This is a genomic window from Thermostichus sp. OS-CIW-32 (genome assembly GCF_054060415.1).
Genome location: NZ_JBSSDD010000004.1, coordinates 60,170 through 86,776 on the forward strand (window position 1 = coordinate 60,170; position 26,607 = coordinate 86,776).

At 59.3% G+C, this 26,607-nt stretch carries 25 protein-coding genes, 1 tRNA gene and 1 pseudogene; 12 read left to right on the forward strand and 15 right to left on the reverse strand.

All coding sequences use genetic code 11. The features are described 5' to 3' along the window. Positions 1–233: 233 nt before the first annotated feature. On the reverse strand, positions 234–461 hold the full coding sequence (locus tag ACVWY8_RS06520) for a Uma2 family endonuclease (protein WP_457393749.1): 228 nt from the start codon (positions 459–461) through the stop codon (positions 234–236). Between the two features lie 32 nt (positions 462–493). Next, a complete protein-coding gene (locus ACVWY8_RS06525; protein WP_457393747.1) occupies positions 494–2,212 on the reverse strand; it encodes a transglutaminase domain-containing protein in 1,719 nt (572 codons plus the stop codon). Between the two features lie 342 nt (positions 2,213–2,554). Between ACVWY8_RS06525 and ACVWY8_RS06530 the strand changes: the two genes are divergently transcribed. Further along, positions 2,555–3,412 (forward strand): sulfite exporter TauE/SafE family protein, encoded by an 858-nt coding sequence (locus tag ACVWY8_RS06530; RefSeq protein WP_457393745.1) that lies wholly within the window; start codon positions 2,555–2,557, stop codon positions 3,410–3,412. A 256-nt stretch (positions 3,413–3,668) separates the two neighbouring features. Here ACVWY8_RS06530 and pheA read toward each other — a convergent pair whose 3' ends face one another. The 4 genes from pheA to sppA form a co-directional block, all read right to left on the reverse strand. Next, positions 3,669–4,655 carry a prephenate dehydratase gene (gene pheA / locus ACVWY8_RS06535; protein WP_414389260.1) on the reverse strand — a complete coding sequence of 329 codons (987 nt, stop codon included), beginning with the start codon at positions 4,653–4,655 and terminating at the stop codon, positions 3,669–3,671. 13 nt (positions 4,656–4,668) lie between these two features. Next, positions 4,669–5,037 (reverse strand): late competence development ComFB family protein, encoded by a 369-nt coding sequence (locus ACVWY8_RS06540; protein WP_457393743.1) that lies wholly within the window; start codon positions 5,035–5,037, stop codon positions 4,669–4,671. Between the two features lie 202 nt (positions 5,038–5,239). Next, entirely contained in the window at positions 5,240–6,514 is a 1,275-nt protein-coding gene (gene alr / locus ACVWY8_RS06545) for an alanine racemase (protein ID WP_457393741.1), read from the reverse strand. A 44-nt stretch (positions 6,515–6,558) separates the two neighbouring features. After that, positions 6,559–7,596, reverse strand: coding sequence for a signal peptide peptidase SppA (gene sppA / locus ACVWY8_RS06550; protein ID WP_457393739.1), 1,038 nt, complete (start codon positions 7,594–7,596; stop codon positions 6,559–6,561). Positions 7,597–7,858: 262 nt separating this feature from the next. Between sppA and ACVWY8_RS06555 the strand changes: the two genes are divergently transcribed. After that, positions 7,859–7,931, forward strand: a tRNA-Ala gene (locus tag ACVWY8_RS06555). A gap of 304 nt (positions 7,932–8,235) precedes the next feature. Here the strand turns inward: ACVWY8_RS06555 and ACVWY8_RS06560 are convergent. From ACVWY8_RS06560 to ACVWY8_RS06575, 4 genes are all read right to left on the reverse strand, one after another. Next, complete coding sequence (locus ACVWY8_RS06560; protein ID WP_011432303.1) at positions 8,236–8,514, reverse strand: hypothetical protein; 279 nt, start codon at positions 8,512–8,514, stop codon at positions 8,236–8,238. Between the two features lie 147 nt (positions 8,515–8,661). After that, positions 8,662–9,654: a heme o synthase gene (locus ACVWY8_RS06565; RefSeq protein WP_457393824.1), complete on the reverse strand. Its 993-nt coding sequence runs from the start codon at positions 9,652–9,654 to the stop codon at positions 8,662–8,664. Positions 9,655–9,707: 53 nt separating this feature from the next. Further along, the gene (locus tag ACVWY8_RS06570; RefSeq protein ID WP_414329307.1) at positions 9,708–10,640 is read right to left on the reverse strand and encodes a COX15/CtaA family protein; all 933 of its coding nucleotides are present in this window, start codon (positions 10,638–10,640) and stop codon (positions 9,708–9,710) included. Positions 10,641–11,316: 676 nt separating this feature from the next. Then, entirely contained in the window at positions 11,317–12,426 is a 1,110-nt protein-coding gene (locus ACVWY8_RS06575; RefSeq protein ID WP_457387427.1) for an RpoD/SigA family RNA polymerase sigma factor, read from the reverse strand. Between the two features lie 320 nt (positions 12,427–12,746). Between ACVWY8_RS06575 and ACVWY8_RS06580 the strand changes: the two genes are divergently transcribed. Continuing rightward, the gene (locus ACVWY8_RS06580) at positions 12,747–13,004 is read left to right on the forward strand and encodes a helix-turn-helix domain-containing protein (protein WP_041436246.1); all 258 of its coding nucleotides are present in this window, start codon (positions 12,747–12,749) and stop codon (positions 13,002–13,004) included. A 336-nt stretch (positions 13,005–13,340) separates the two neighbouring features. Further along, positions 13,341–13,700, forward strand: a complete 360-nt coding sequence (locus tag ACVWY8_RS06585) for a hypothetical protein (RefSeq protein ID WP_414351532.1) — start codon at positions 13,341–13,343, stop codon at positions 13,698–13,700. 93 nt (positions 13,701–13,793) lie between these two features. Here ACVWY8_RS06585 and ACVWY8_RS06590 read toward each other — a convergent pair whose 3' ends face one another. The 5 genes from ACVWY8_RS06590 to ACVWY8_RS06610 form a co-directional block, all read right to left on the reverse strand. Next, the gene (locus ACVWY8_RS06590; protein WP_457396919.1) at positions 13,794–15,071 is read right to left on the reverse strand and encodes a Glu/Leu/Phe/Val family dehydrogenase; all 1,278 of its coding nucleotides are present in this window, start codon (positions 15,069–15,071) and stop codon (positions 13,794–13,796) included. Between the two features lie 86 nt (positions 15,072–15,157). Next, positions 15,158–15,829 carry a diacylglycerol/polyprenol kinase family protein gene (locus ACVWY8_RS06595; RefSeq protein WP_414416234.1) on the reverse strand — a complete coding sequence of 224 codons (672 nt, stop codon included), beginning with the start codon at positions 15,827–15,829 and terminating at the stop codon, positions 15,158–15,160. Positions 15,830–15,838: 9 nt separating this feature from the next. After that, positions 15,839–16,168: a c-type cytochrome gene (locus tag ACVWY8_RS06600; RefSeq protein WP_049749615.1), complete on the reverse strand. Its 330-nt coding sequence runs from the start codon at positions 16,166–16,168 to the stop codon at positions 15,839–15,841. A 263-nt stretch (positions 16,169–16,431) separates the two neighbouring features. Further along, positions 16,432–18,294 (reverse strand): glycoside hydrolase family 3 N-terminal domain-containing protein, encoded by a 1,863-nt coding sequence (locus tag ACVWY8_RS06605; protein ID WP_457393735.1) that lies wholly within the window; start codon positions 18,292–18,294, stop codon positions 16,432–16,434. A 105-nt stretch (positions 18,295–18,399) separates the two neighbouring features. Further along, positions 18,400–19,815: a RecQ family ATP-dependent DNA helicase gene (locus ACVWY8_RS06610; protein ID WP_457393733.1), complete on the reverse strand. Its 1,416-nt coding sequence runs from the start codon at positions 19,813–19,815 to the stop codon at positions 18,400–18,402. A gap of 311 nt (positions 19,816–20,126) precedes the next feature. On the opposite strand from ACVWY8_RS06610, the gene hisB reads away from it, so the two are divergent. From hisB to ACVWY8_RS06650, 8 genes and pseudogenes are all read left to right on the forward strand, one after another. Beyond that, entirely contained in the window at positions 20,127–20,747 is a 621-nt protein-coding gene (gene hisB / locus ACVWY8_RS06615; protein ID WP_011432314.1) for an imidazoleglycerol-phosphate dehydratase HisB, read from the forward strand. Between the two features lie 171 nt (positions 20,748–20,918). Beyond that, complete coding sequence (locus ACVWY8_RS06620) at positions 20,919–21,119, forward strand: hypothetical protein (RefSeq protein WP_414380478.1); 201 nt, start codon at positions 20,919–20,921, stop codon at positions 21,117–21,119. A 140-nt stretch (positions 21,120–21,259) separates the two neighbouring features. Then, the gene (locus ACVWY8_RS06625; protein WP_457393732.1) at positions 21,260–21,943 is read left to right on the forward strand and encodes a hypothetical protein; all 684 of its coding nucleotides are present in this window, start codon (positions 21,260–21,262) and stop codon (positions 21,941–21,943) included. Between the two features lie 36 nt (positions 21,944–21,979). Beyond that, positions 21,980–22,651 (forward strand): annotated as a pseudogene (locus ACVWY8_RS06630) (ABC transporter permease); the annotation flags it as partial. Positions 22,652–22,883: 232 nt separating this feature from the next. Beyond that, positions 22,884–23,036, forward strand: a complete 153-nt coding sequence (locus ACVWY8_RS06635) for a photosystem II protein Y (RefSeq protein WP_414330801.1) — start codon at positions 22,884–22,886, stop codon at positions 23,034–23,036. A 34-nt stretch (positions 23,037–23,070) separates the two neighbouring features. Then, complete coding sequence (locus ACVWY8_RS06640) at positions 23,071–24,171, forward strand: NAD(P)/FAD-dependent oxidoreductase (RefSeq protein WP_457393730.1); 1,101 nt, start codon at positions 23,071–23,073, stop codon at positions 24,169–24,171. A 177-nt stretch (positions 24,172–24,348) separates the two neighbouring features. Further along, on the forward strand, positions 24,349–25,254 hold the full coding sequence (locus ACVWY8_RS06645; protein WP_011432318.1) for a 6-carboxytetrahydropterin synthase: 906 nt from the start codon (positions 24,349–24,351) through the stop codon (positions 25,252–25,254). Between the two features lie 10 nt (positions 25,255–25,264). Then, positions 25,265–26,581, forward strand: a complete 1,317-nt coding sequence (locus ACVWY8_RS06650) for a DNA double-strand break repair nuclease NurA (protein ID WP_414350687.1) — start codon at positions 25,265–25,267, stop codon at positions 26,579–26,581. Positions 26,582–26,607: the final 26 nt, after the last annotated feature.

The following is a 26,607-nucleotide window of genomic DNA, read 5'->3' on the forward strand; positions in this document are numbered from 1 at the left end:
CTCTATTGACAGCTCCCCATTCGGGTGGCAGCTTTTCGAGCGAGCAATGGGGCTCCCACCAGACTCAGGCAAGAGGTGGCATCCACAGCTGTGAAATCGGGCACGCAAGCCCCGGCAGCAACGGCGAGTCCAATTCGAGTCCAATTCATCTTTCCCAAGCAAGTTTTGATCAACACCAACTGCCTTTGCTGACGCCGGTAGACTTCCACTTGTTGCTGTTGCCAGTCCACCACTCAATACTCCTGTAGCCCAAGCCGACTGTAAAGCTTGAGCTTAGTTTGCTTATCTTGGCCAATATTGCGAGCTCCAGGGCTCAGCACTCCTACCGCCGATTCTGGGGCACTGTGGAGTTTGCCATCCGCCCCTAACGCTGTTCTCAGTCGAGACCGGCTTACCCACACCACATCAGGAGCCACATCGTCATCTTCGGCAAAAATCACTCCCGGAGCAGTGTTGGCCAATCTCAGGCCCGTTTTCTCACTCTATTCGCCTTTCAAATTTCTTCTAAGATGCGAAACTGCACATGGTTAATGGCCAGCTCCCCAATTGAGGCTTGGTCGGTGTTGATCGTCTCGAAAGGGATCCCTTTGGCGATCTCGGCATGGGTCCAGGGCAAGCCCATGAAGTAGCGCTGCGAATAGGGGCGCTCCCCCCGATCGTCGGGGTTCGACTCCATCGGCACCCAACCCCAGCCGGGCAGATAAAACTCAATCCACACGTGGTTGTACTGGGGAAACAGCGGGATCCCTTTCAGTTCTGGATGGGGAGGACATTTGTAGCGCCCCACCGTGCGGCAAGGGATTCCATTGAGGCGGGCCAAAGCCAACAGCACCCCCACATATTCGCCACAAGAACCGGAGCCACGCCGCAAAACCTCATCCGGCGGATCAATGCGAGAGGTGACCCGGTAGGAGAGCTTGTCGTAAACATAGGCCCGGATATTGAGCATTTTGCGCAGCAAGTTGGTCTCGCTGCCAACGGCCAGCCGCGCTGCCTCTCGGACAATCGAGGTGTCCATGGCCAGGTAGTCATCGTCCACCAAGTAGCGATCCCGCAGCTCCCTGGGCAAAACGGCAGCCTCTACATCCAGTGGATCGATGCAGTACTTGATGCTGTAGAGATCCAACACCGCCCGCCAGCCAAACAAGCGCACCTCATGGGCCCCCAGGGATCCCAGCGAAAACACCGCCACCTGTTGGCCAGATTTCTCTTCCACTTCAAACGGCAGACCTACCCAGTGCAGGCTGCGCACCCGTTGGCGAAGGCTGTTGCAGGGCAAGGCAATTCGCCAGACCAAATCGGGCAGGAAGCGCGGCTCTTCTTGGGCAATTTCTTCCACATAGGTCAGCTCCACCCGATAGCCGTGGGAGAGGGTGTAGGTGGCGCGTTCCCCCAGACACTGGGGCTGAAAAACTACCGGACAGGCAATGGGGGAATCCTCGGCCTCGGTTCCACTGCCGCCAGAGGGGTCGGGGGAGCTAGGGGGATCCAAAGGCCGCAGGCGTAGGGGGGCCACCCAGGTTTTATCGCGCAGGGCCACCGACAAGGGATCTGGAGCGTTGGGGTTGTCGTGGATGTAGGCTTCTTCGTGGGCATAGGCCACCCAGAGTTGCCCCCGCCAATGGGCCAAGCCTGTTGGCCCAGGAGAAGGGGTGAGGATACGGGCCAGTTCTCGCCCGGTCTGGCGCTCCAGCACGTAGATCGTCTCTTCCACCCGATCGCTCACCCAGAGGTAGTCTCCCTGCACCGCAATCTGTTCTCGGCCAACCCCAGGGGCAGGCATCTCCTGCACGATGAGACCACGGCTGGGATCCAGTTGCAGGATTTTTTCCCGTCGGTAGCAGGTGGCATAGAGGTAGCGGTTTCCCGTGTGGGGATCGCTCCAGAGGGCGATCCCTTCGATGGGGCAGGGGCAGCTACACACTTGAAAGGCTTCCAGGGATCCCGGTTGCTGCAGAGCGGACATGGGAATGCGCAAGATCTGCCCCTCTTGCTCCCGACTGAGCCAAATCCACGCTTGATCCCCTTCTGACTCTACCCACAAACCGTAAGCGCCTTGGAAAGAATGGACATGATGGGGATTGAGCAGCAGGGTGTTGTGCTCTTGAATTTCCACCAAATAGCCCCTCACCCGATCCAAGCCCAACAGGCGATCTCCCCAGGTGGCCAAACCTTCCAAAGCAACCAGCCCCAGAGGTTGCAGAGGGGCCACAGTTCCCTGTTGCCGCCCAGATGGAGGCCACCAAGCAGGCTGGGATCCTCTTGCCGTGGAACCCGGATTTTTCAGAGCACCCAGATCATTTGCCGGATGGATGGCAACCATGAAGGCTTCCTTGCCTATGGATGAAGTTGACATGCTGGCGCGATCTGCACCAAGGCGGTACGACTGTCCAATATTTACTGTCCAACATTATTATGATGCGCCTCTTTTCAACCCCACACCCAAGGCTTCTCGACCGATGTATCCCTGCTAGTCTTGCCAGGACTGGAGAATGTTACGATGATGGCGGCTTTTTGGCCAGCAAGATAGAGCAGCGGTGGGGAGTGGTAGGGGATGGAGTTGGCCTTGGCAATTGGCGGCCTGGTGGCAGGGATCCTGGCCGGGGTGCTGGGCATTGGCGGTGGCGTGATCCTGGTGCCCTTACAGGTCAGCTTGGGGATCCCACCGGTTCAAGCTGCAGCCACCAGCAATCTTTCCATTGTTATGACCTCGATTGCGGGCAGCATCCAAAACTGGCGGATGGGCATGCTTGATTTGAAACGGGTGATCCTGCTGGGGATCCCAGCGTTGCTTACGGCTCAAGTAGGAGCAATTATCGCCAGTCGCCTTCCCAGCTATCTGCTGTTGGCAGCGTTTGGAGTGTTGCTGCTGGCCAACACTTACCTGGTGCAACTCAACAAAAAGGTGGTTATCCAGGCCCAAGAATTGGGGGCTGACGTCAGCGGTGCCGAGCACCTCAGCGGGACGGAGTCCTCAGGGCAGATGTCTCCCTGGTTAGCCCGCGCCCTGACCGGTGGCGCTGCCGGTTTGTTGGCCGGGCTGTTTGGCATCGGCGGTGGGGTGATCCTGGTGCCAATGCAGATCCTGCTGCTGAAAGAGACGATCAAAGTGGCGATTCAGACCAGTCTGGGGGCCATTGTGATCACAGCAGTTGCTGCCACTGCCAGCCATGCGGGCCTCAGCGATTGGATCTGGAATGGCCTGGGGTTCGGGGACGGCACCATCCACCAGAATGTGCTCTGGATCCCAGGTTTAATCTTGGGCACAGGGGGGTTAATCGGTGTACAGATTAGCACACGCACCCTGCCCAAATTGCCCGATGAAACCGTCAGTCTGTTGTTTCGGGGCTTCCTGGCCATTCTTTCTCTTTACATTTTTTGGCAAGCCTGGCAAGGTTATCGAGCTCTGTGAAGTGATCCTGGTCTGCCCCAGTGCTCGGGACAGCAGTCCTGGTTCCAAGCTACGGTCATTTGGATTTAAACTGGGACACTGAACTCAAACCCAAAATGTTGCATGCACTGATCCAGAAGGCTTTTCAAGGACTCCGTCCCGCTGGCGCGATCAGCAGCCCAGGCGTCTCACCCTAACCTGAAATGACTCTATCGGGTGTCGCTCCCAGCTTTCGGGCCTGATGACTCAGATGGATTCAACGGTTTGAAAGACTTGGCTACGCTGGACGCGCTTTCCCCTCAGAGGGCAGGGCTTTTGCTACTTGGGATAGATCCCCTTGTTTGCAGAGGTCATGCACAGGGTAGCTGCCGAAGAGCTTCAAGGTTTCAGCAATTGATTCCAGCGCCGCAACCACCTCGGCATCCAAATAGGGTTGGCCGATAGGGTTCTCCAAATCGACAAAAAAGACATACGTCCCTGCCGATTTTTTGGTGGGGCGCGACTCAATGCGAGACATATTCAGGCCTCGCTCCGCAAACACTTGCAGAGGTTTCAGCAGCGCTCCCGGCACGTTGTGGGGGAGGCTGAAGGCTAAGGAAGTATGGGATCCCCCCGGAGAAGCAGGATCGGCAGAGGTTTCACCCTGTTGACCGGAACGCGAGAGCGGCGCACGGCCAATAACCCAAAAGCGAGTGCAATTGTCGGGGTGATCGTTGATCGGGCAGGCCAAGACCGGCAGTTGGTAGAGGGTGGCAGCTCGTTCTGAGGCGATGACGGCGGCGCTGGGCTGCTCCTGCAGGCGATCCAATTCTTCGGTGGTCGAGCGGGTTGGGATCAAAGTGGCCTGGGGCAGATGGGATCTCAGCCAAGCCTGACATTGGGCCAAAGCTTGCGGGTGGGAGTAGACCTGCTCAATTTGCTCCAACCGCGAGGCACGTCCGATGAGGGCATGGCGAATGGGCAGGATCAGCGCCTGCCGGATCCCTAGCCCCTCCAGTTGCCACAGGGCATCCAAGGTCATCGAGACCCCCCCCTCCACCGAGTTTTCCACCGGCACCACCGCCCATTGTTGCTGGCCGGCAGCTACCGCCTCTAGACAGGCGCTGATCGTTGGATAAGGCACTAAGGGGTGGGATCCCTGGCTGTGCAGGTGAGGCTGCTCAGGGCAGGCCAGCAAAGCTGCCAACTCTGTGTAGGTTCCAGCAGGGCCAAGAAAGGCCACCGGCGAAGGGGAAACGTTCGCGCCAGCGGAGCGCAGCTCCATCAGAGCCATTCCTTCAATTGTCGCTAGGGGCCAGTTCTAACTCTATCGTCTCGGCGTCGCGCAGCAGCAAAGGACATTCAGGCTCCGGGCAACGGGGATTGGCCGCCACCTTGTCCATGGCCTTCACCACCTCCAACCGGATCAGCCTCTGCAACTCCTGATCCGCTTGAATGGCTTCTAAAGTTCGGAGAGAGCCGTGAAAACTGGTGGCGTAGCGAGGCTGGAGGTTGTTCAAAGCCAGGGCGGCAGCATCGTTACAGAATTTCTCACAGAAGCAGTAGCGCTGCTGACTCTCCATCAGCAGGATGTCGTTGACCATCTCCAGAACAGCCCGTTCCATTTGATTTTCCAGGCCCTTCAGAGGCTTATGTTCCTCCGCCATCGCTACCTCCTGATGTGAATCGAACCCGCCGCCAAGCCCCTGTCTTTCAGGGAGCAGGAGTGCTCTCGATTACCTTCGATGCTGCTCTATTCTCTGTTGACAAGTCAAGCCAAATCCCCTGCTGCTGACGCGAACAGCCTCTGGCCCGCTCCTATCTGGGCTTGATGTATTTGGGTGTGCTGAGGCAATCGGATCTGTCCTGTCAGCCATCATCAAACCCCAGAGGGTTAACCAACACTCTCGGCAGACGGGCAGAAAGTCCACACAGCAACTCATAGGAAATAGTACCCAACTGATCGGCCCAATCCTGCACAGATAAACCCGCATTTGCCAGATTGGGGCCCAGCAGCTCCACCACATCCCCCACCTGGATATCCGGCCTCTCGGTTACATCCCACATACATTGATCCATCGTGATTGTGCCCACCTGTTGGATCAAGCCGCCGCGCACCCATCCTCGCAGCCAGCCGGAAAGCCGCCGTGGGATCCCATCCGCATAGCCGATGGCCAGAGTGGCAATGCGACTGGGGCGAGAGGTGATGTAGCGATGTCCATAGCTCACTCCGGTCTGGGCAGGCACAGTTTGGATGTGGGTCAGCCGCGCCTTGAGTCGCAGAATCGGCTGCAGACCCGGCAGTTGCAAGTGGGGGGCAGGCGACAAGCCATAGAGGGCCAGTCCCAGGCGCACACGGGAGTAGTGGAGATGGGCCAGAGCGGCGGCTGAGTTGTCCAGATGCAGCGCCGGCAAGGGATCCCCGGCTTGGCGGATCTGTTCCACCACCTGGGCAAAGCGGGCGTGCTGCTGTTCCATGACTGGAGAATGGGGCTCGTCCGCCGTCGCCAGATGGGAAAACAAGCTACAGCCCTCCAGCTCCGGGATCCGACAAATCTGCCCCCACACGGCTGCTGCTTCCTTCCAGGGGATCCCCAAACGGGTCATACCCGTATCCACATTGACATGCACCGGGACGGGGCGCCCGGCCCAACGGGCTACCTGGCGCATCAGCGGGATTTGGTCTGTGCAGGTGAGGCTGACCTCTAGCCGGGCTGCCATGGCCTGCTGTAGTTCTGCCCAAGTATTCAAAGCTCCCAACACCAGAACCGGAGCCTGCAGCCCCGTTTGCCGCAACTCGATCCCTTCGGCCAGGGTGGCCACACACAGCCCCTTGGCCCCAGCCGCAACAGCCACGGGAGCCACCAACTGCGCCCCATGCCCGTAGGCATTGGCCTTCACCACCGCCCAGATCTCGACGTTTGAGCCTAGGCGCCTCTGCAACAGCCGCAGGTTTTCTCGCAGCTGGGCTGCGTCAATTTCCACCCAAGCCCGACTGGTCAACAGCTCCAGGTCGATGGCCCAATCCAGCTCCGCCAAGGAATTGGCCTTCTGGGATCCCTCTCTCCAAGTATTGCCCTGCACTCCCAGAGCAGCTGCTCTCAAAGTGCCCTGCGCCGCCGGCGCGACCGGTTCTCGATTCACCGTTCACCCCCCACACCCAAAACCCGTCCTGATTAGATTTAGGTTTAGCGCAAAGTCCACTCCGGCGCCATCCACAGCAACGGCACGTCTGGGATCCCAACAGCCTCGTTGCTCTCCAACAGCCGGCCCAGCCAAGCGGCTTGCCTTTGCGAGGACAGTCCTTGGCTTAACAGGCGTCGCAGTACTCGTTGGAAGCCCTCTCCCTCACCCGCCGGCGACAAAGAGGGATCCCCGGTCATGCGCCGCAGATCCTCCACCGCCTCCGTGTACCCCCCCAAAGCATCCACCAAGCCCACCTCCACAGCTTGCGCCCCGGTGAAGATGCGTCCATCGGCCAATTGTCGCACCCGGTCTTCATCCAAGCTCTGCCGTCGCGCGATCATCTCTGCTTCCAGCACCTCATCTGCCTTTTCTGGCAAGTGCTGGCGTCCTTGGGCCACATCGCGAATGAACTGCTCGAGGGTATCCTCCACCAAGTTTTGCAGAAGGCGCTGCTCTTGAGGAGTGGCACTGCGGAAAGGAGAGAGAAGGTCTTTGTACTCGCCGGTTTTGAAGGTCTGCGGCTCTATGCCGTAGTTCTCCAGCAACTTACCAAAGCTGAGGCCGCTGATGATAACCCCTATGCTGCCGGTCAGGGTGCCAGGGTTGGCATAGATTTTGTCGGCAGCGCTGGCCACGTAGTACCCCCCACTGGCAGCAATGTTTTCTAGGATAGCGATCACCGGCTTGTCCGCCTCGTGCAGAGCAGTTACGGCACGGTAGAGTTCCTGGCTGGATCCCACAGCTCCGCCGGGACTGTTGATGCGCAGCAATACAGCCTTGACAGAGGGATCCCGTGCTGCCTCCCGCAACTGTTCCACAGGAGAAGTGGGCAGGCCTACCAAAGTCGAACCCCCTGGGCCGCCTATCGTTCCTTCCAGGGTGACCACCTCGATGCGATCCGCCCCCCGTGCGGCCTCTAGGCCAACCCCGCCTCGGGTAGGCTCTGGGGCAGGGCGCGTGCCCCCGACAATGGCCGCAATAAGGCAGACGACCAGCAAAGAAGCCGCCAAAATGCGGTTAAGCTGAGTTTCTTGTGTCACAGGCCCCTCAATTGCCACTGACTCCGTTCTACCACCCTGCGGGCTTCCTGGGATGCCGGGCAACAAAAGGCTGAGGGCCGAGCAAACCCCACTGTTGCTTCCCCCCGGTTGAGCCATCCAAACTATTGACAAGGATCCTCCACTTATCTAGTATGGGATCCCAGCACTTTTTACCAATAAGGCAGCTTCTACAGGCTGCAGGTGTAGAATGGAATAGAAAGTTGGATCCTTGAGCGGATTCTGACCTGAAGCAAAGTAAATCGGGGCTTTAGCTCAGTTGGTAGAGCACTTCAATGGCATTGAAGGGGTCAGCGGTTCAAGTCCGCTAAGCTCCATTGATTGTGAGTTGGTTATGATCCAACAGCATCCAAAGCCTGGAGAGTTTCCGGCAGGCCAGGGTTCTGGGACTCTTCAACCCTGGAACCTGCGAAGCTCACCAAGACGGTTAGCCCCGGCGAATTGACAGGCCAAAGGTTCGCCAGCAAGAACCAGGAGCAAAAAAACAGCAGTGGAACAAGGGATCCCCAGCCTTTCCCACAATTCACACCGATGGTGATATCGCTCCGTTCCAATCCAATGTCTTCGACCCAGCAATCTGTGGCCTCGTGGGAAACAGGCAAGGCATAGCGGCAAACCCGGTCATGGTTGCCCCTCTCCCTGGCGGCGGATCAAGAAGCGGATTTCCTGAAGGAGAACCTCAAAGCGTTGATCCGATTCAGCCTGCCGCTGCCTCAATTCTCTCAGCTCCTGCCGCAATTCTCGCACTTCCTGCCTTAACTCCAGGACGACTTCGGCGAGACGCCCTGAAAGGGTCTGCAAGGCAAGCTGAGCATCGGTAACCTGGGCAACTGTATTGGCCACCCTGGTCACAGCTTCGGCCAACTGGACAAACCGCGTCTCAATTTCCTCATTGGTCATGGCCGGGTGTGTCTTGCTTGGCTAATGATTAGCTCATTCTACCCTGCACGGTATGGAGTGTCACTCTCTGAGAGTGGGCCGCAATTTTGAGGAAAAACCGGCTGGCCAACGGGGGTTATCAACCCAGGGATCCCCTATTCGCGCAAGTCAGCTGGCCAGCGCTATGAGGGTGGTGTAAATCCCTTGGAGGGACGCAGTGGCCTGGCTCCAGAGGATGTGGGTTAACGACCACCTATCCAGACCCATGGCCCCGCACAACAGCAGCAGATACAGGTTGGCAAACGTGAAGAGCGAGGCCGCCCGATCTCGGTCGCAGGGATCCTGCAGCAACTGCACCGCCTTCCAAACCAAGAGGGATCCCAGCAGCGCCGCCGCGCTCAGATAAAAGGATCCCAGCATCCCTAAGGGGTAAACCAGCAACAGGCTGACCGGAACCATCAGCAGCGCGTAGAGCAAAATCTGTGCGGCAGTGAGTCTTTCGCCCGCGACCACCGGCAGCATCGGCACCCCGGCACGGGCATAGTCTTCCCGCTTCAGAATGGCCAAAGCCCAGAAGTGGGGTGGAGTCCACAAAAAGATGATGGCGAACATCACCCACGCGGCCCAGCTGAGCTCGCCTGTGGTTGCTGCCCAGCCCACCAAAGGTGGGATCGCTCCTGCCGCTCCACCGATGACAATATTTTGCGTGCTGGAACGCTTCAGCCAGTGGGTATAGACCCCCACGTACACCAGGATCCCCACCATGGCCAAACCGGCAGCCAGCAGGTTGGTGAAAATAGCCAACAGCCCAAAAGCAGTCAAAGCCAGGATCCCCGAAAAAATCAGAGCATCCCGCGCTCGGATTCGACCGGAAGGCAAGGGGCGATGACGGGTTCGCTCCATCATCCGATCGATATCGGTGTCATACACCATGTTGATGACGTTGGCTGCCGCCGCCGCCATTCCTCCCCCCAAAAGGGTGATGAAAAACCTGAACGGGTCGGTGTTGCCTGCCATCCACATGGCCCCAGCCGTCGTCATCAGCAAGAGGGCGATGATCTTGGGCTTCACCAACTGGCTGTAGCTGCGCAAAACCTGGACAAGCGCCTGGCGCTCGCACCCCAGAGCACATGGGCTCTGCTCAGAGGGGATCCCCCCCATCGGGTTCTGGTAGGAAGCCTGACGGTCGACTAAAACGCTATCTTGCATGAAATTCACTCACCGGTCATTTCTGCGGTCATGGCCATCCACTGGCCTTCTTCCCCCTGGGTTCGCATTCGCCAGGCCAGCACCGTAAAACCCAGCAGACAGGCCAGCAAAGCTGCCCCCATCATCTGATGGGCCACCGTTAGGGGTTCTACCTGCAGCCGGTAATGATAGGTCAAAACACCGATCCCCACCTGGGCCAACAGCAGGCCAACAGACCCATGGCCCAAGAACTTGAGAAGGCGGGGGATCCGCTTGCGCCGCAGCCCGGTGGCCACCGCTACCGCCAACACCCCAAGGGTGGCCGGAGCAACCCCCAGCAAGTGGCTATTCATCACCCAGCACAGCTCGCCGGCAGCAAAGCATTGATGCAAAGCCCATTGGGAGGCCACCAAGGCGCCCAGAAGGCTCTGGACATACACCAGCAGCACCGCCCCCAAGCCCAGCCAAGGCAAGTAGCCGACGGAAAATGGCCCTTCACCCAGTCGCAGCGGCAGGATGGAGTCCTTAGAACCGGCTCTTGTCCAGATCAGTAATCCCAGGGTGAGCAAAGTGGCAAAAAACAGCAGGCCCGTGCCCAAGTGGGCCGTCACAATATCAAAGCGCAGCAGCTCCGTGACCGTCAGCCCACCCAGGATCCCTTGCATCAAGACCAGAACAAAAGCCCAGCTCAAACCCCAGGGCAGCCAAGTGGGCAATGCCTGACGCTTCAGCCAAGCAAACCCCATCAGAACCAGCGTAGCCAAGCCTACCCCAGAAGCCACCATGCGGTGAAACCATTCCAAAAAGACCTGTAGGTTCATCTGCTGGCTGGGCACAATTGCCCCGTAGCAAAGGGGCCAATCTGGACAGGACAGCCCAGCATTCATGACGCGGGTGGCACTGCCTAACCCCATCAGCAGCCAAGTGGCCAATGCTAACCCCAGTAGGGCTTGTCCCATACGCAGGGAAAGCTTGTCTGAGAGCACAGGATTCCGCTGGGAAGAAGGTTGGGATTGATGAAAGATCGAAGAATCCATTGCAGTTGAAGGCATAGCAAAGACTGGGCTGACGGCTCGAGCATCTGCACTGAAAAAGAGGCTGGGCTGAAAAAGCCTAGCCGGCTTGGTATCGGGCCATCTGGAAACAAAGACGCAGGTTACTCGCTGACTATTCCTCGAAGCCAATCCTAAATGCGGTTTTGTGGCTGGCGAAGGCTTTTTAAGAATTTCTTTCTCGGCGCACAGGTGTTCCGAATCCTAGGCACCTCTGGGAAGTCAAGCCAGCAGACCAATCCTTTTCCCCCTGGGAGAGGGGTCGCGGCAGCGGCGCGAAGCGTTTGGGCGGCAGCGGGAGTGTCTCAATCTCGTTTGGAATGACTACAATGCCTGAGCGCCAGAGGAAACCGATCAGCCAACTCCTCAACGACCAAAGAGGTTAGCTGCCAAAGTCCTTCCCACTGGCTCTGGTCGTGAAGATGAGGTAGCCGGGGGGTCATCAGCCCCAATAGGCTCAGGGGATAAGGGATCCTTATCATCGCCGCTGCAAGGGGCTATGGTGTTCAACCCAAGAAGATTGAAAAAAGGCTATCCCTGGGCAGAAGCTGGCCCGGAAATCGGTCTGCCAGGCCTGTAGCCACTAGCGAATGTACTGGGCCAAAGCCCGCGAAGAATATCCCACCCGCAACTTGCGCAGGGCATCCCGCTCGATCTGACGAATCCGTTCCCGCGTTAGGTTGAAGTGATCCCCCACCTCCCGCAGGGTTCTTGCCTGTTGCCCGTCTAACCCATAGCGCAACTCCAGCACTTGCCTCTCAATCGGCTTCAGGGTTTGCATGGCAGAACGCACATCCTGCTGCATCGATTGCACGAGGATCCCTTGAAAGGGCTGCTCTTGCCGCTCATCTTGCAGCAAATCTCCAAGGCGGCTTTCTCCTTCCTGGCCGACCGGCACATCCAGCGACAGGGGCAAAGCAGCAGCCTGTTGGATCATGCGCAGTTTCTTGACTCTAATGCCCAAGGCTTCTGCCAGCTCCGCTTCGGTGGGCCGCCTCCCCTGCAGCTTCATCAGCTCGCGGTTGGTGCGCTTGAGCAGGCGTACTTTGTCGACCATGTGTACCGGCAGGCGAATCGTCCGCGCTTGGTTGGCAATGCAGCGGGTAATGCCTTGGCGAATCCACCAATGGGCGTAGGTGCTGAAGCGAAACCCCCGTTCGGCATTGAATTTTTCGGTGGCCCGAATTAACCCGATATTGCCCTCTTGGATCAGATCCAAAAAGGGCACCCCCCGATTGAGGTATTTTTTGGCAACACTGACCACCAGGCGCAGGTTGGCGTTGACCAGCTTGCGCTGAGCCTGCTCCCCTTGTCGGATGCGGGAGCGTAGGGTGGATACGGAAATCTGCAGGGCCTCGGCCAAAGCCTCGTCACTGGGATCCTCCCCCCGCTGTTGCCGCCATTCCTGCCGGGCTTGATCGATGAGGAGCTTTTGCTGAATTTTGCGCGACAGCTCGATTTCCTCAGCGTGATCGATGCGGGGCACGCGACCGATGGTATTCAGGTAGTGATCGACAGCGTCTTCATTCAACCGGGATCCGCCGGCCCCTGGCTCTGAGTCAACTTCTGCGAGGTCGTCTTGAGGGGCAGACTCGGGGTCGAACCAGAGATCGTCAAACTCCTGAGGCGAAGAGGCAGAGTGTTCAGGATGAGGACGAGAAAAAACCACGGCCAGGTGAGGAGAGAACTTCATCTCCCAGTCTAAAAAGGTTTCTACTGCTGCTGCGAGCGAAAATCGATCATGCCCCTCTTTTTTGTCCGGAGATTTTTCCGTTTAGATGCGGGAACAGCAGGGGTCCCGTCCGCCAAGTCTTTGCAGGCAAGGGGTTGCCCGGCAAAAAGCGGTAAGCGATTTTCGATCTAGACCTTGAGGTAAGATTGTTCCTGAGCCAGTCAGCTCAACGGCTGCCGGGTGGGATCCCAGGAAAAGGGAACCTTGCCAGCTCAGGCTACCATGTGAGGATCCCTCAACTTCCTCAGTCTGGAAAAGAATATTTACGGCTTTCTGCTCCTATGGAGTCTAACGACCGGCACCATCCATCGGCCAACTTGATTGGGGAACGGGTGCGCTGGGTACGGGAGAAGCTGCAACTCACCCAAGATCAACTGGCGGGTCGCTTGGCCAAGTACGGTGTGCAGTTGGACTACGTCAAAATTGGCCAGGTGGAAAAGGGAAAACGGCGCGTCATTGACAAAGAACTGGTGGCCTTTGCCAAGGCGTTGGGGGTATCGGTCACTTGGCTGCTGAGCGGAGATGAATCCCACCTGTAGCGGCTGGTGGGAAGATATATCCGATACAAGTATCTCGAACGAAAAGACGTGAAGATACGTAAGTATCCTGCGCTTTTCGGCGTGATCTTGGTCAATTTCCGTGTAAGTACGGTAGACTTAATTTACGAATAGATTGGTTTGAGGCCAAACCTCATCTTTCCCTCAACCATCCGAGGGGGTAGGAGAGGCGGAGAGATACAGCGCCTCGTCAGCAGTACGGGTTTTTCCAACAAGGATCGGGATCACGGGCTTCTTCACCTAAACTTGATATTGTTGACTTGGCGTTAAGCTGCCGCCGTCTATCTGGCCGTCTATCTGTTTGTGTGAGGTTTGCCGATGCTCTCTTTCTTCTTCAATTCCAACAAGGCCAACAGCCGACAAACCGGAGGCCACCGTCTGCCTGCTGCCAGCAAAACCACAGGCACGCAACGGATCCCCAACTACAGCCGCCTGTCCGCTCCCCATGAAGTGCTCAAGCAGGAAAGGCAGATCAAGCGGGAGCAAGAGTTTACAGAAATGGAGCAAAACATCAATCGCATTCGCTACTTCTACCAAAAAGCAGATATGCCCCTGGAGATGCGACAAATTCTGACCTACCGTAAGCTGATGGAGCTGGACTACTTTACCCCGCAGGCGGCAAAAGAGCTGCTCAAGCAATGGCAGCAGCAGGAAGAGCAAGAACGCCGTCGGGCTTGAGAAAAGGACTACCTCCAGCAGAGTTTGGGCAGCCGAACCCTGGCAAGTGGGCTTGTTGAGCCAAGAGTTCCCGGTCTCCAGGTGGGGGAGCGTCTACGGGTAAAGGCCGCGATCCTGTAGGGCTTGGGCCACTCGGCCTACCCCTAGGGTGTAGGCAGCCAGTCGCAGCGACACTTGCCGCCGTTCTGCCTCCTGCACCACCCGTTCAAAGGCACGTACCATCAGACCTTCCATTTCTTGATAAACTCGCTCTTCATCCCAGAAGACGTAAGAGAGTCCCTGCACCCACTCCAGATAGCTCACCACCACTCCACCGGCATTGGTTAGGATATCCGGCAATACCTGGATCCCTCGCGATTCCAAAATCCGGTCGGCGGCAAGGGTGGTTGGCCCGTTGGCAGCTTCTGCCACGATCCGGGCTTGAATTTGGTGGGCATTGGCTTCGGTAATTTGGTTCTCTAGAGCGGCAGGGATCAACACATCCGCTTTTTGCACCAGCAGGTCGGCGTTGCTAATGGGCTCAGCCTGTGGAAAGCCCGCCATGCGGCCTCCCTGTTCCTTCATGTGGGCTTTGAGGGCGGGGATATCCAGTCCTTTGGGGTTATAAAGGCCCCCAGAACTGCCGGAAACCGCCACAATCTTAGCTCCCGCCTCATGCAGCAAGCTGGCCGCTGCTCCACCCACATTGCCAAAACCTTGGATCAACACCGTTGCCCCTGCCAGGGATCCACCATGTCGGGCCAAGGCTTCCCGTACCGTGATCATCACCCCCCGTCCGGTGGCCAGTTCTCGCCCTCGGGATCCCCCAATCGAGAGAGGTTTGCCCGTCACCACTCCCGGCACCGCATGCCCAACATTCATGGAATAGGTATCCATCACCCAGGCCATCTCGCGGGCGGAAGTTCCCATGTCTGGAGCGGGGATATCCTCTGCAGGGCCGATATCCTTGATCAGCTCGCTGGTGTAACGGCGGGTGATGCGCTCCAGCTCCGAGACCGAATAACGCTTGGGATCGAGGGGGATCCCCCCTTTGGCCCCACCGTAGGGAATGCCCATAAGGGCGCATTTCCAGGTCATGAGCATCGCTAAGGCCGATACCTCTTCAAGGGTGACCGCGGGATGGTAGCGGATCCCCCCTTTGTAGGGGCCGAGAACGTTGCAATGCTGCACCCGATGGCCCGCCAGCACTTGGATGTGTCCGTTGTCCAGCCGCACGGGGATCGCCACCGTCACCACTTTGCGGGGGGTGCTGAGGATCGCCACCCAGCCGGGATCCAGCTTCAGCTCGCCAGCTGCCCAATCTAGGTAGCTGCAGGCCTGGGCAAGGGGACAGATATGGGCGGGAGAGGGAGGAGCAGAAGAGGCGAGCATGGGACTTGCAGCCATGGCGAAGAGAAGCAAGGGCTGTTTCCACACTATACCGCCGGGAACCGGAGAGGAACGTTTTGTAGCAAGCGTTACAAATAATTGAGGATCTGCAGCAGAACAAAACAGAGGCCGGCACTGGCCAGGGGCACGGTCAGGTTATCCAACCCCCACCAAGAGAACACCTCCAGTCCCATAGCCATCCCTCCCACCAAAAGGCTCACTCCGAGCAAAGGGAGAGAGAAGCCAAAGTACCCCAGCAGCAGAGCTGCAATCACCAAGCTGCTCACCGCCCACATGGTCAGGGATCCCTCCCAGCTTTTTTGAATGGATCCCAGTTGGTAGGGGTGTTGGCCCCAAGTTTTGCCCACCAACCCTGCCAAGGCGTCGGCCCACGTCATCACCAATATGCCGATCACCGCGAAGACCTGTCGCTGGGGACGCCAAAACCAAAACAGCAGCAGGCCAATGCTGACGGCGTAGAAACAGGTGCCAAAGCTGCGGCGACCGACTCCATTCAAGCTGGGCAAGATGGCCACCCGGTAGGAGAGCAGCGCCAAGCCGGCAAACACCAGAGAGAATCCCACCCCTAGCCAGCGAGGCACTTGCAAAGCCCAAGCCAACAAAATGATATTGCCCACACCAATGTGAATGGCCTTGCGCACCCATTCCCCGTCCACCTGCCGGGAGCGCAGCCATTCCGCAAAAGCAAATACGGCGGCCAGCCAGAGAGCATAGCAAGCAAGCTGCTGGGCCAGGCCCATGAAACGGCCTCAGAGGGTTTTCAAGTAGCTGAGCAGATCTGCCATCTCCTGAGGATCCGGCTGGAACTGGGGCATGGGAGGCGTTTTGCCACCGGTCACCTGCTGAATAATAAACCGATCCGAGCGGCGGCTGCTCACCCCCCGCAGACTGGGCCCCACCCGCCCATCCGCTTCTTCTCCGTGGCAGGCTGCACAGTTGAGGGCAAACAAGGATGCACCATGGCTAACCTGCCCCTGTAAGCTGAGGACGGCTTCCGTGTAGGGATCCAGACGAGCCTCAGCACTTAGCCAAGCCCAGGTCAATATCGCCAGCCCTAGGCCGAGGAGGGCAAGACCCAGCCGAGTTTTCTGAGCCCAGACACTTGTAAAGAATCGCTGCAAGGATTTGAGGAAGGGTTGTAAACGCTGTTGGGATGAAGGCTGAAGTCGCTTTTGCTCAAAGCCGACGCAACTGCCAGTTGATGACTGGCTGCTGCGGGATTGAGTGGTCTCTGAGAGGGAGGGAGACACAGACAACGCTGAGAGAAACCGTTTCAATCTTTTACATTTCAACCAACACGATAACTCAGGAGCCTTTCCCTGCCAATAATCTGTAAAGGTATTTACTTTTTCTTAATGGTTGGCTGGGCCACGTGAGACTTTGATCCCTCTGAGGGGGAACGGTTGGGAAAGAGCCGCCCCATCACCTCCGCTTGGGCCCAGGGATCCCGGTTGAGGCTGTGGATGGCATTGGCCCATGGAAAGTGCGCCCGCAGGCGGCGGTAGAGAGACAAATTACCATAAATGACGACCGCTGCCACCCGCTCCCGATGCTGTTGCAGCCAATCCAGCACATAGTTGGGCAAGGGATCCCGAAGGAAACCTTGGAAAATCAACCCTGGGGCGTTGTCTAGAGCGGCTTCCAACCAAGGCAGGGGGGTAAGGGCATCGCTGAGCACAGGAAGCATGCCCAGGGCAGCCGGAACATGCAGGGCGGGAGACTGCAACTGCACATCGGCAGCACCCAAGGGGGGATCCTGCCAGATCCAGTTCAACCATCCGGGCTCTGCGGGCGGGCTGAGGGGCCGGCCTCCTTCCACGCCACCGCGGGCCATAGCCGCTTGACAGGGGGCGATATCCTTCTCGGCCAAGAGGGATCCCAGCTGTGCGGCTCTGTGCAGAGCAGAGGTCAGGTGGGAGCGCCTGTTGAACAACTTTCCCAACGCCGTTCGCGTCCGCGAAACGGAGTCCTTGTCCTTGGAGATGGGATCCCCCAGCAGCAAAGGCTTCAGTTGCTCGGCTGGAGAGCCACGGTTGAGGGCTGGATCTGTGGGATCCTTGGCTCCCATCCATCCGCCAAGGGCGCTGAAGTCGGTTTCTGCCAGGGCCGGCCACACCTGTTGGAGGAGAGCTGAGGCGGCGGGTAGGAGTCGCTGTTTGGCCCGCAGCACCCGCGTCACCGACTGGGCAAGCTGGTCTGTGCTGAGGGATCCCTGTTGCACCGCTTCCAAAACGGCTGCCAAGGATGCCGTTGGATCGGGGGGGGTCAGAATCAGATCGGCACCGGCCTGGAAAGCCCGCACGGCCAATGAGTTGGGCCCGTTAGCATTGGCCAGCTCTGCCAAGCAGCCTTGATCGAGGCTGTCCACAACAATAAGCCCGCCAAACCCCCATTCCTGGCGCAACAGTTGGGTTAGCCGCCCCGGCAGCAGGGTGATAGGCCAGCGCTCATCCCACTCCGGCAGCACCACGTGGGAAACCAAGATCGCCCCCACCTGCTCCACCAAACCTCGAAAAGGCAGCCAAGGTCCCTCTTGGAGCTGGGCTAGGGTCAGGGTTAATCGGGGGCACCAGGGGATATCTGCTGCCTTCGGCCTACGGCCCGCCAAGGCGGCTGGAACCCGCTCCGCTCCGGCCTGAACCGACTTGAATCCCCCTTTGCCCGGAAAGGAGCTGGCCGTGGTCAGGATCCCTTCTGGAACCGCTTGCTCACATCCGCGCACGAAAGCTCGCGCCAGTTGCAAAGCAGATAGGGGATCCTCCGCCAAAGCCAGCTCCCCCAGTGGCTCTGCCACCGGGTTGAGCAGCCAATTGATGCCGATGGCTGCCGCCTCCCGCGCCGTAATCCGACCCCACTGTTCCGCCCAGCGTTCTGCCTCTGATCCCAGACGGCTCAACCCCAGGGGATGGGGAAAAGAGGTAGCCCCCTGTAGGGCCAGCCCACGACCGGCCTCTGCCGCCACCAAAAGGGGCAGAGCAGCCCATGCCTGCACCTCTTCCACCCGCAACAGGGCTTCTGCTACGTGTCCTTCGGTGATCCAGATGCCCCCGATCCCCACTTCCTGGATCAGTCGCTTGAGGGTGTCTCGACAGCAGGCTGGGGATCCCAGACGGGCCGAGACCGGCACCACCAACAGTTGCGCCACCTGCCGGGCTAGGGACAAGGGTCGATCCAGTTCCTCGAGCGGAGATCCGGAAACACTCATAGGCACAGCCGAAAGTTCGTCAGCAAGGGGAACTGCTCCCTTTGCAGAAACGCAGATCATGATAGCCACTCCTGCCGGTTGCGGCTCGCAGCGGGCTGTTGAGGGCTAACGAGAAAGCCGACAACGGTCACAGGTGCCACAGGGCAGGCCGGGCTGCTCCCCAGGGTAGCCAAAATAGGGCAAGATCGCCTGCCACCGACAGCCGCGGGCGTGGATGAGGGCTTCCATCCCTTGCCAGGGATCCTCTCGTCTTAAAGGCTGCCAACGGCGGTGCAACACCTGAAAGTGAAAGGGATCCGGCCAGTGCAGGCAGCCCATCTCCTGCAATAGACCCAGGGCCACCCGTACCTCTCCAGGCGGCAGGTCGGCGTAGGATCCCTGCTGAGGCAAGGTTTGCAGCAGGTGGCGTGCTCGGGCCTGAAGGCGCTCCTGCTGGGAATAGAAATAGGCTTGGCGCCGGCGATCGCTGGGATCCAGCAGGCCCGTCGGCTCCGAGACCAGCATCAGGGCCCGACAAGGGCCACCATCCCGACCGCCTCGTCCCACCTCTTGCAAATAATCCATCAAGCTGGGCGGGGGATGAAAATGCAGCACCCAACGCACATCCGGCTTGTTGATCCCCATGCCGAAGGCGTTGGTGCAGACCAGAAAGCGCAGTTCCCCCTGCAGCCAGGATCGTTCTAGCCGGCGGCGGGATCGCGCTTCCAGCCCCCCGTGATAGGTGGCGGTTTTCAAGTTCTGTCGGCCCAGCCACTCGGCCAGCTCTTCCCCATCCCGTCGGGTGCGCACATACACCAGACCCGAGCCGGGATTTTCCCCCAGGAATCGCAGCAGACGGCGACGACGATGCGCCGGGCTCCAGGCTATCGCGACATTGAGGGAGATATTGGCCCGCAGGGGATCGGCGCGAATGCACTCCGGATCCCGCAGCTCTAGGATTTGGCTGAGGCGGCTGCAGGTTTGGGGGTCAGCCGTGGCGGTAAAAGCGGCGATGGGAAAAGAGGGCTTCACCGGGGCCAGAGCCGGGCGCAGCAATCCCAGACGGCGGTAGTCGGGCCGGAAGGATCCCCCCCAATGCACCAACGTGTGGGCCTCATCCACGATCAGGCCGTTGATTTGCACCTGAGGCTGTTGCAGCCGTTGCCAAACGGGGGGGCTGAATAGGGTCTCCGGCCCCAGATAGAGCAGGCGCAGTCGGTTTTCCTCAAGGGCCTTCAACACCCGCTTGCGCAGGGCTGGATCCAGTTCGCTGTGGAGACAGGCTGCCGGCAGCTTGCGTTTCCAGAGATCCTGAACTTGGTCTTCCATCAGGGCGATCAGGGGCGAGACCACCAGCGTCACCCCTGTTTGCAGCAGGGCTACTAGCTGAAAGCACAGGGATTTGCCAAACCCCGTCGGCAACACCACCAGCGCGTCGCGCTTGTCCAGCAGAGCGCGGATCACCTGATCCTGGGGTGGGCGCAGCCTCTCGTAACCCCAGTGTTGCTTGAGGGCCTGTTGGATTTGCTGCCAATCCTGCAAACGGCAACCCCCTTTTCAACAATTTCCTTCAGCAATCTACAGCGATTTCGGGAGAAGCTGTCTTATAGGCTATTTCAAATCCCGCTGAACCTGCTAGCTCCCCTCTCCCAAGGGGTGAGGGCGCAGAGGATCGGCCCCACCGGCTTGCCTGTAGGGGATCCCTGTCACACCTATCCCCGTGTCCAGGGGGCTGGGATCAGGATCCCCGGCAGAGAAGGGATTCTCACCTGCTGCATGGGTGAAGGTGTCGATGGCGGCGGGCTTGTGCGATCCTAGAGCTGGGACTTCCCGCCTGCTTCGATACTTTTCCCATGACTGCCCTCGACTCCTCGCGCCTGCTCCAGCCCAGAACGGCCTCTGTTCACCGTCGCACTGGAGAAACGGATGTCCAAATTCATCTGAACCTGGATGGCAGTGGGCGCCATGAGATCGATACTGGGATCCCCTTTTTGGATCACATGCTGGCCCAGCTCAGCACCCACGGGTTGATCGATTTGCAGATCAAGGCCATAGGGGATCTGCACATCGACGATCACCACACCAACGAAGATGTGGGCATCACGCTGGGACAGGCTCTGGCGCAGGCTTTGCAGGATCGGCGGGGCATTCATCGCTTCGGCCATTTTTGGGCGCCTTTGGATGAAGCCCTGGTGCAGGTGGTGCTGGATTTTTCGGGTCGCCCTCACCTCAGCTATGGCCTGGAGCTGCCCACAGAGCGCATTGGCCGCTACGAAACCCAGTTGGTGCGGGAGTTTTATCAGGCGGTGGTCAACCACGCCCAGCTTACCTTGCACATTCGCCAAGCTGCCGGTCTCAACGCCCACCACATTGTCGAGGCCAGTTTTAAGGCGTTTGCCCGTGCCCTGCGCATGGCTGTAGAACGGGATCCCCGCCGACAAGAAGGGATCCCCAGTTCGAAGGGAGTACTCTAGGCATGAACTGGCCACGGAGACTGTTGGCCTTGGCTCTGGGATTGGGGACAGTTTTCTTCGGTCTGGGCCAGATGGGGGGTGCAGAGCGCTTGGGGGTGTTTCTGCCGCCTTTGTTTGATTGAGTTCTCCTTGCCCGTGGAGGATCTGGCCCAGTTTGCTCACAATGGCACGGTGAGCCGGCAGTTGGATTTTTATCTGCGGCGGCTTACGCCAGAGCAGCAGGCAGCTTTGGCAGATTTGCTCACACGCGATTTTGATCCCAGCACCTCTGCGCACTACTTTGATTCGAGACCTGAGGCCAGAACAGATCCAACTGGCCTTGTCCGCAGCAGAGGTGCGGAACACTTTCCCGTGAGAAGTGTCTTGAGCTGAGGAGCTGAGAAGAGGGCTGGCTGCTATCTTTGTCGGATGGCCCTCCTTGGTCTTGTTGAATCTCTGCCCATGCTGCTGTTGCTGACCAATCTGATTGCCGTTTTGCTGTTTTTGCTCTGCCCTTAGTGGATGCTGAGTGGATGCTGAGGCGGGAGTTCGGCGGAGCAGGGGTGCTGGCGGGAACCTTTGGCCTCATCGACCCGCAGCAGTTGGGAATCCCGGATACTTTGGCGGTGGGTTGGATCCCAGGGTTGAGCTGGGCCTGGGTGCTGTTGGCGCTGTTGTCATGTCTGGCTCTGGGGATCAAGGAGCGGCAAGTGCGGGCCCGCTGGCTGTACAGCTTGGGAGTGGTCGGTCTGGTTCTATTTGGGCTGGGCTTGCTCTGGTTTTATGGGGCAGTGGGGGCGGTGAATGGGGCGGCCCTGGCGGAGGGGATCCCGCCGGCTCGGTTGCCGTTGCGGCGGTTCAGCCCTTCTTTGGCTGGCTATGCCAGCTTTGCCTATGCCCTGCTGCTGTTGCTGCTGGGGCGGCTGCAGTTGCCGGGAGGAAAAGCTTTTTTGGTGCGGCAGCGGCAGATCATCGTACCCCTGAGTGCCTTGGGGGCGGCGGTGGCAGCAGGGGCGGTGGTGGTGGGGTTGCTGCGGCCCGGCCTGGGCTCCTCGCCCGATTCGCCTTTTTTTGTAAAGCTAAGCACCAAACTGGACTTGATCACCTACACCTTTTCATTGCTGCAGGCGGCCTGTTGCCCGGCTATTTCACGGATCCCTTGCAGGCAGCCCAGGTGGAAATGGACTGCGATGAACGCTCAACTTGAGTACCTCTGAGCGGAGATCTCGTTTGCGCTGGCGCTGCGGAGCAATATGGCAACTCTGTTTTGGGCTTTGATCCCGGCTACCCTGCGCTCCACTACCCCTCTGTTGCTCACGGCCTTGGGGGGCATGTACTCCGAACGCAGCGGCGTGGTCAATATTGCCCTGGAGGGGATCATCTTGTTTGGGGCTTTGGCGGCGGCGGTAACCACCCAACGCCTGGAAGCTTCCCTTCTGGCCCAGACTCCAGCAGCTCAGGTGGGTTGGATCCCTTGGGTGGGTTTGTTGGCCGGCGCCTTAGGGGGGGTGGCCATTGCCTTTGTGCATGCGCTGATGTGCATCCGCTACAGAGCCGATCAAATTGTCAGCGGCACTGCCATCAACCTGTTGGCCATGAGCGTGCCTTCGCTGGTGCTGCAATCATTCTACGGCAACACCACCAACTCTCAAGAAATTGTCAATCGGCTGCCGCTGTGGCATGGGTTTAGCCCCTTGGTGTATCTGGCCTTTCTGTTGGTGCCAATCTCCTGGTGGTTGCTGTTCAAAACACCCTGGGGCTTGCGGCTGCGAGCGGTGGGAGAGCATCCTCAGGCTGCTGCCACCATGGGGGTGGATGTCCTGGGTATGCGCTACGCGGCGGTGCTGCTCTCCGGCCTGTTGGGGGGCCTGGCGGGGGCCTACCTTTCCATTGGCTTTTTGAACCAGTTTGTCCGCAACATGTCAGTGTGGGCCTGTTGGCTCCCGCCTTGGCAGCCCAGATGGGGCAAAGTCTAGCCGGTAGGGATCCCCATTTGGGTTTATTCTGGACTTAGCCATCTTTCCAGAGTTGCACCTCAGCTTATGCGGGATCCAGAGTCGAAAACGGTTTCACCCCATCGGGATTCTGGCGGTGGCCAACCCTGGAGGCTCTTGTTCCAAGCAGTCGGTAAATCTATGTTAGGGGGGGATGAAAACCATGGACATTGATCTCCGTCCGCTGATCGTTCTGTCGCCCATTGTTTTGGTGGTTGCCTGGGCTGCCTACAACATCATCAAGGCTGCCATCAAGGGAGAAGCCAAGCTCTTCGGAGAGAGGGGCAACAACCCCTTCGGCAGAGGCGGGAGCTGAACGTGCGGATCCGGTCACAGCTGGCAGGCTCAGTATGCTAGGCGAAGCAACCCAGGCAGCGGTAACGCCCTCCGAGGGGACAAGCCCAAAATCCGCTGATGTGATTGTTATTGGGGCCGGAGTGGCCGGCTTGGTGTGTGCAAGGCAACTGCTGCGGGCGGGGCTGCGGGTTCTGGTGCTGGAAAAATCGGCGGGCTTGGGCGGGCGCATGGCCACCCGTCGAGTTGAGCACGCTGGGCAAACGGTGCCAGTGGATCATGGGGCTCAATACCTGACTGCCGATTCGGATGGCTTTTATCGCTGGGTGAAGGAGCTGCTGGGCCTGGGGCTGCTGGCGGAATGGACGCGCTCGCTGCATGTGCTGGATCGAGAAGGGCTGCGCCCGGAGGATCCCAACGATGAAAAACCGCGCTATGTCTGCCCTCAGGGCATGACGACGCTGGCCAAACACCTGGCTGCCCCGCTGTCGGTACACACCCAAACTCGTGTGGTCAGCCTCAAACCTTTGGCAACAAGCTGGCAATTGAGGGCGGAGAACGGCCAATGCTACGAGGCTGCTGCCCTGGTGGCAACAATTCCGGCCCCCCAGTTGCTGCCCCTGCTCCGGGAAGGGATCCCTTCGGCTGAAAACCTGTTGCCTCTGCTGGAATCCGCCCAGTATCAACCCTGCCTTGCGGTTTTGGCGGGCTACTCTGAGCATACGCCGCCTTGGAAGGGGATCAAGTGCTTGGAGGATCCGATGTTGGCCTGGCTGGGACTGGACAGCAGCAAGCGCCTGCAGCCGCTCCCGCCTGTGGTGGTCTTGCATGGGGGGGCGGAGTGGTCATCTCTGTACTTGGAGGCCGGCCCCTCTGAGCTGGAAAAGGCCGGTCGAGAATTGCTGGCCCACGCAGCCCAACGGCTGGATCCCTGGTTGGCTTCGCCACAATGGATGCAGGTGCACCGTTGGCGCTACGCTTTGCCTTTGGAAACCACGGGATTGGCCAGCTTAAGCACCCGTGTGCCGGTTTCCGCTGCTGAGGGATTGCCTTTGGTTTGTGCCGGCGATTGGTGCGCCGGAGGGCGCGTAGAGGGGGCTTGGCTCTCAGGACACAATGCCGCCAAAACCTTGCTCGAAATGCTTTCTGGGAAATGAGGGTATGCACAGGCCGACCCGGTCGGCAGGGCAAGTGCCTGACCTGGCGCAGGACAGAGATGACGGCAAGACCACTGGGAGGGTAGGCTGAGGGCCGCTGAGAATTTCCACCCTCTGGGCCGGGGAGTGTGTCAAGCTAAAGGGTGGATCCCCCGGCAGATGCTCTCCTCTCCACTCATGTCCAGAATCTGTACAATCTACCGCCGTGCGCAATTTGCCGCCAGCCATCGGTACTGGTTGCCCGAACTCTCAGAAGCCGAGAACTTAGCCCGCTTTGGCCCAAATGCCCGTTTTCCCGGCCATGGCCACAACTATGTGCTGGAGGTGGGCATGAGTGGTGAGGTGGATGACTATGGGATGGTGCTCAACCTCTCGGAGGTGAAGCAGGTGATCCGGCAGCGGGTGATTCAAGATCTCAACTTTGCTTATCTAAATCAAGCTTGGCCGGAGTTTGCCCAAACCTTGCCCACTACCGAGTTTATCGCTTACGTGATTTGGCAACGCCTGGCCGATGCCTTGCCCCTAACCAGCGTCCGTCTGTACGAAGATCCTGAGCTTTGGGCCGAATACCGAGGAGAAGCCATGCAAGCCTACTTGACTGTTGCCACCCATTTCAGCGCCGCCCACCGCTTGGCTCTGGATCACCTGAGTTTTGAAGAAAACAGCGCCATCTACGGCCTCTGTGCCCGTCCCCACGGCCACGGCCACAACTACGGCCTGGAGATCACCGTCAAGGGATCCATCGACCCGCGCACGGGGATGATCGTGGACTTGGCGGCCCTGCAGCGGCTGATCGAGGAGCAGGTGGTGAAGCCGCTGGATCACACCTTTTTGAACAAAGACATTCCCTACTTTGCCCAGGTGGTGCCTACTGCCGAAAACATCGCCCTCTACATCCAGCGGCTGCTGACTCTGCCCCTGCGGGAGCTGGGGGTGCAGTTGCATCGGGTTCGCCTGCAGGAGAGTCCCAACAACAGCAGCGAGGTCTACGGGGAGTTTCCGCTGGAAGAGCTGCTCAACTCCTCAGAAGGACAAGATGTGGCTTCTTCCGCTTCTGGCAGCCGTATTGCCATGCAGGGCTGATGCGTCCATCATGTTGGATCTGGTTAAGCTGAGCGGGCAAATTCCTGCGTTCACCCGGCACCTGCAACAGGAGTCGAAAGCCAGCCAAGAACGCCTCCGCCAAGCCTGGCAAGTTTTCGAGCGCTGGCAGCAGGAGCCGCAGGTTTGGCAGTCCCGCTGGGCCGAGTGGGGATCCCATCTGTCGTTTGTTTGCGCCAGCCCCGCCGAGCCGCCGGAAGCCTGGGGATCCCTGCCCAAGGTCGAGCCTCTGCAGGGGCGACACACGGTGGTGGCCACGGATGGATCCCAGATTTTGCCCAGTCACCACGAGATTGCCTACTGCTCGCTGATCAATGTTGGGCGCGTGGTTCTCCACTACGGCACCCAGGAGTGGCCGCTCCTGGACAGCCAGCCCCTGCTGCTGTATGGAGATGGGCCCCTTGCCCAGCAAAACCGCTCAGACTCCCCTCTCTCGGAACCGCGGGCAGAAGGGTTGCCGAGGGCCCCCCTTAACCGGCGAGACTCTCGCCCGCAGCGCGCTCCAGGTGAACGCAATCCTACCAGCGGCACGGAGTCCTCGTTGGGGCTGGAAGAGATACTGGCCTTACGACGCTCCCAAGCGGAACTGGAGGAGCTGGCTCGTTTGGCCCTGTCGGTGCCCCGTCGCCGCACCACGCTGGCGCTCCTGGATGGATCCCTAATCCCTTGGGGACTGGAGCCTCTGCCCCAGTCGGCCCGGCGCCCCTGGTTGGATCCCATTCTGGCGACCTTGGAGCAGTTGCGGGCGGCCCGCATTCCTCTCGTGGGTTACATCAGCGCCTCCCGCAGCAGCGAAACCCTCAACTACCTGCGCTTGGGGCTGTGCCCGTACCTGGGCTGTGACTGCTACCGCTACTGTCCCGGCGAGAAGTCTCCTCCCTGCCATCCCTTTGCCCCCCTGGCAGACCGCGTCTTTTGGGGATCCCTGCTGCAGCCGGGAGAGCGCAGCCCCCTTTGGCGCAGCGGCGCCAGCGTGTTGGACGCCTTCGGGGAACACCACGTCCACTGTTGTTACCTCAATGTTGGCGAGGGATCCCTGGGCCAAGCCGAAATTGCTCGCCTGGAGTTTCCCGCTTGGGTGGTCCAGGATGCGGAGTTGCTGCAGCGGGCTCTGGCAGGGGTGCTGAGCCAAGTGCACAAGGGCTTTGGCTACCCCATCGCCTTGGCGGAAGCCCATCATTTGGCGGTGGTGAGAAGCGGGGATCGGCAGCGGTTTTTTGCCTTGATCGAGCAGGAGCTGCTCCGGGCCGGCCTGCGCCACGTGGCCGTCTCCCGCAAGGAAGCCCAGAAGCGGAGTGGCATTGCCTGAGCCCGAGAAAGCCCGCACTGACCCTG

What these genes read in the sequence shown, in the direction of transcription:
- ACVWY8_RS06530 (WP_457393745.1), top strand. Translation starts at nt 2,555, where the DNA reads ATGGAGTTGGCCTTGGCAATTGGCGGCCTGGTGGCAGGGATCCTGGCC.
- pheA (WP_414389260.1), bottom strand. Translation starts at nt 4,655, where the DNA reads ATGGAGCTGCGCTCCGCTGGCGCGAACGTTTCCCCTTCGCCGGTGGCC.
- ACVWY8_RS06540 (WP_457393743.1), bottom strand. Translation starts at nt 5,037, where the DNA reads ATGGCGGAGGAACATAAGCCTCTGAAGGGCCTGGAAAATCAAATGGAA.
- ACVWY8_RS06560 (WP_011432303.1), bottom strand. Translation starts at nt 8,514, where the DNA reads ATGACCAATGAGGAAATTGAGACGCGGTTTGTCCAGTTGGCCGAAGCT.
- ACVWY8_RS06565 (WP_457393824.1), bottom strand. Translation starts at nt 9,654, where the DNA reads ATGGGGGGGATCCCCTCTGAGCAGAGCCCATGTGCTCTGGGGTGCGAG.
- ACVWY8_RS06570 (WP_414329307.1), bottom strand. Translation starts at nt 10,640, where the DNA reads ATGGGACAAGCCCTACTGGGGTTAGCATTGGCCACTTGGCTGCTGATG.
- ACVWY8_RS06575 (WP_457387427.1), bottom strand. Translation starts at nt 12,426, where the DNA reads ATGAAGTTCTCTCCTCACCTGGCCGTGGTTTTTTCTCGTCCTCATCCT.
- ACVWY8_RS06580 (WP_041436246.1), top strand. Translation starts at nt 12,747, where the DNA reads ATGGAGTCTAACGACCGGCACCATCCATCGGCCAACTTGATTGGGGAA.
- ACVWY8_RS06585 (WP_414351532.1), top strand. Translation starts at nt 13,341, where the DNA reads ATGCTCTCTTTCTTCTTCAATTCCAACAAGGCCAACAGCCGACAAACC.
- ACVWY8_RS06590 (WP_457396919.1), bottom strand. Translation starts at nt 15,071, where the DNA reads ATGCTCGCCTCTTCTGCTCCTCCCTCTCCCGCCCATATCTGTCCCCTT.
- ACVWY8_RS06595 (WP_414416234.1), bottom strand. Translation starts at nt 15,829, where the DNA reads ATGGGCCTGGCCCAGCAGCTTGCTTGCTATGCTCTCTGGCTGGCCGCC.
- ACVWY8_RS06605 (WP_457393735.1), bottom strand. Translation starts at nt 18,294, where the DNA reads ATGAGTGTTTCCGGATCTCCGCTCGAGGAACTGGATCGACCCTTGTCC.
- hisB (WP_011432314.1), top strand. Translation starts at nt 20,127, where the DNA reads ATGACTGCCCTCGACTCCTCGCGCCTGCTCCAGCCCAGAACGGCCTCT.
- ACVWY8_RS06625 (WP_457393732.1), top strand. Translation starts at nt 21,260, where the DNA reads ATGCTGAGGCGGGAGTTCGGCGGAGCAGGGGTGCTGGCGGGAACCTTT.
- ACVWY8_RS06635 (WP_414330801.1), top strand. Translation starts at nt 22,884, where the DNA reads ATGGACATTGATCTCCGTCCGCTGATCGTTCTGTCGCCCATTGTTTTG.
- ACVWY8_RS06640 (WP_457393730.1), top strand. Translation starts at nt 23,071, where the DNA reads ATGCTAGGCGAAGCAACCCAGGCAGCGGTAACGCCCTCCGAGGGGACA.
- ACVWY8_RS06645 (WP_011432318.1), top strand. Translation starts at nt 24,349, where the DNA reads ATGTCCAGAATCTGTACAATCTACCGCCGTGCGCAATTTGCCGCCAGC.
- ACVWY8_RS06650 (WP_414350687.1), top strand. Translation starts at nt 25,265, where the DNA reads ATGTTGGATCTGGTTAAGCTGAGCGGGCAAATTCCTGCGTTCACCCGG.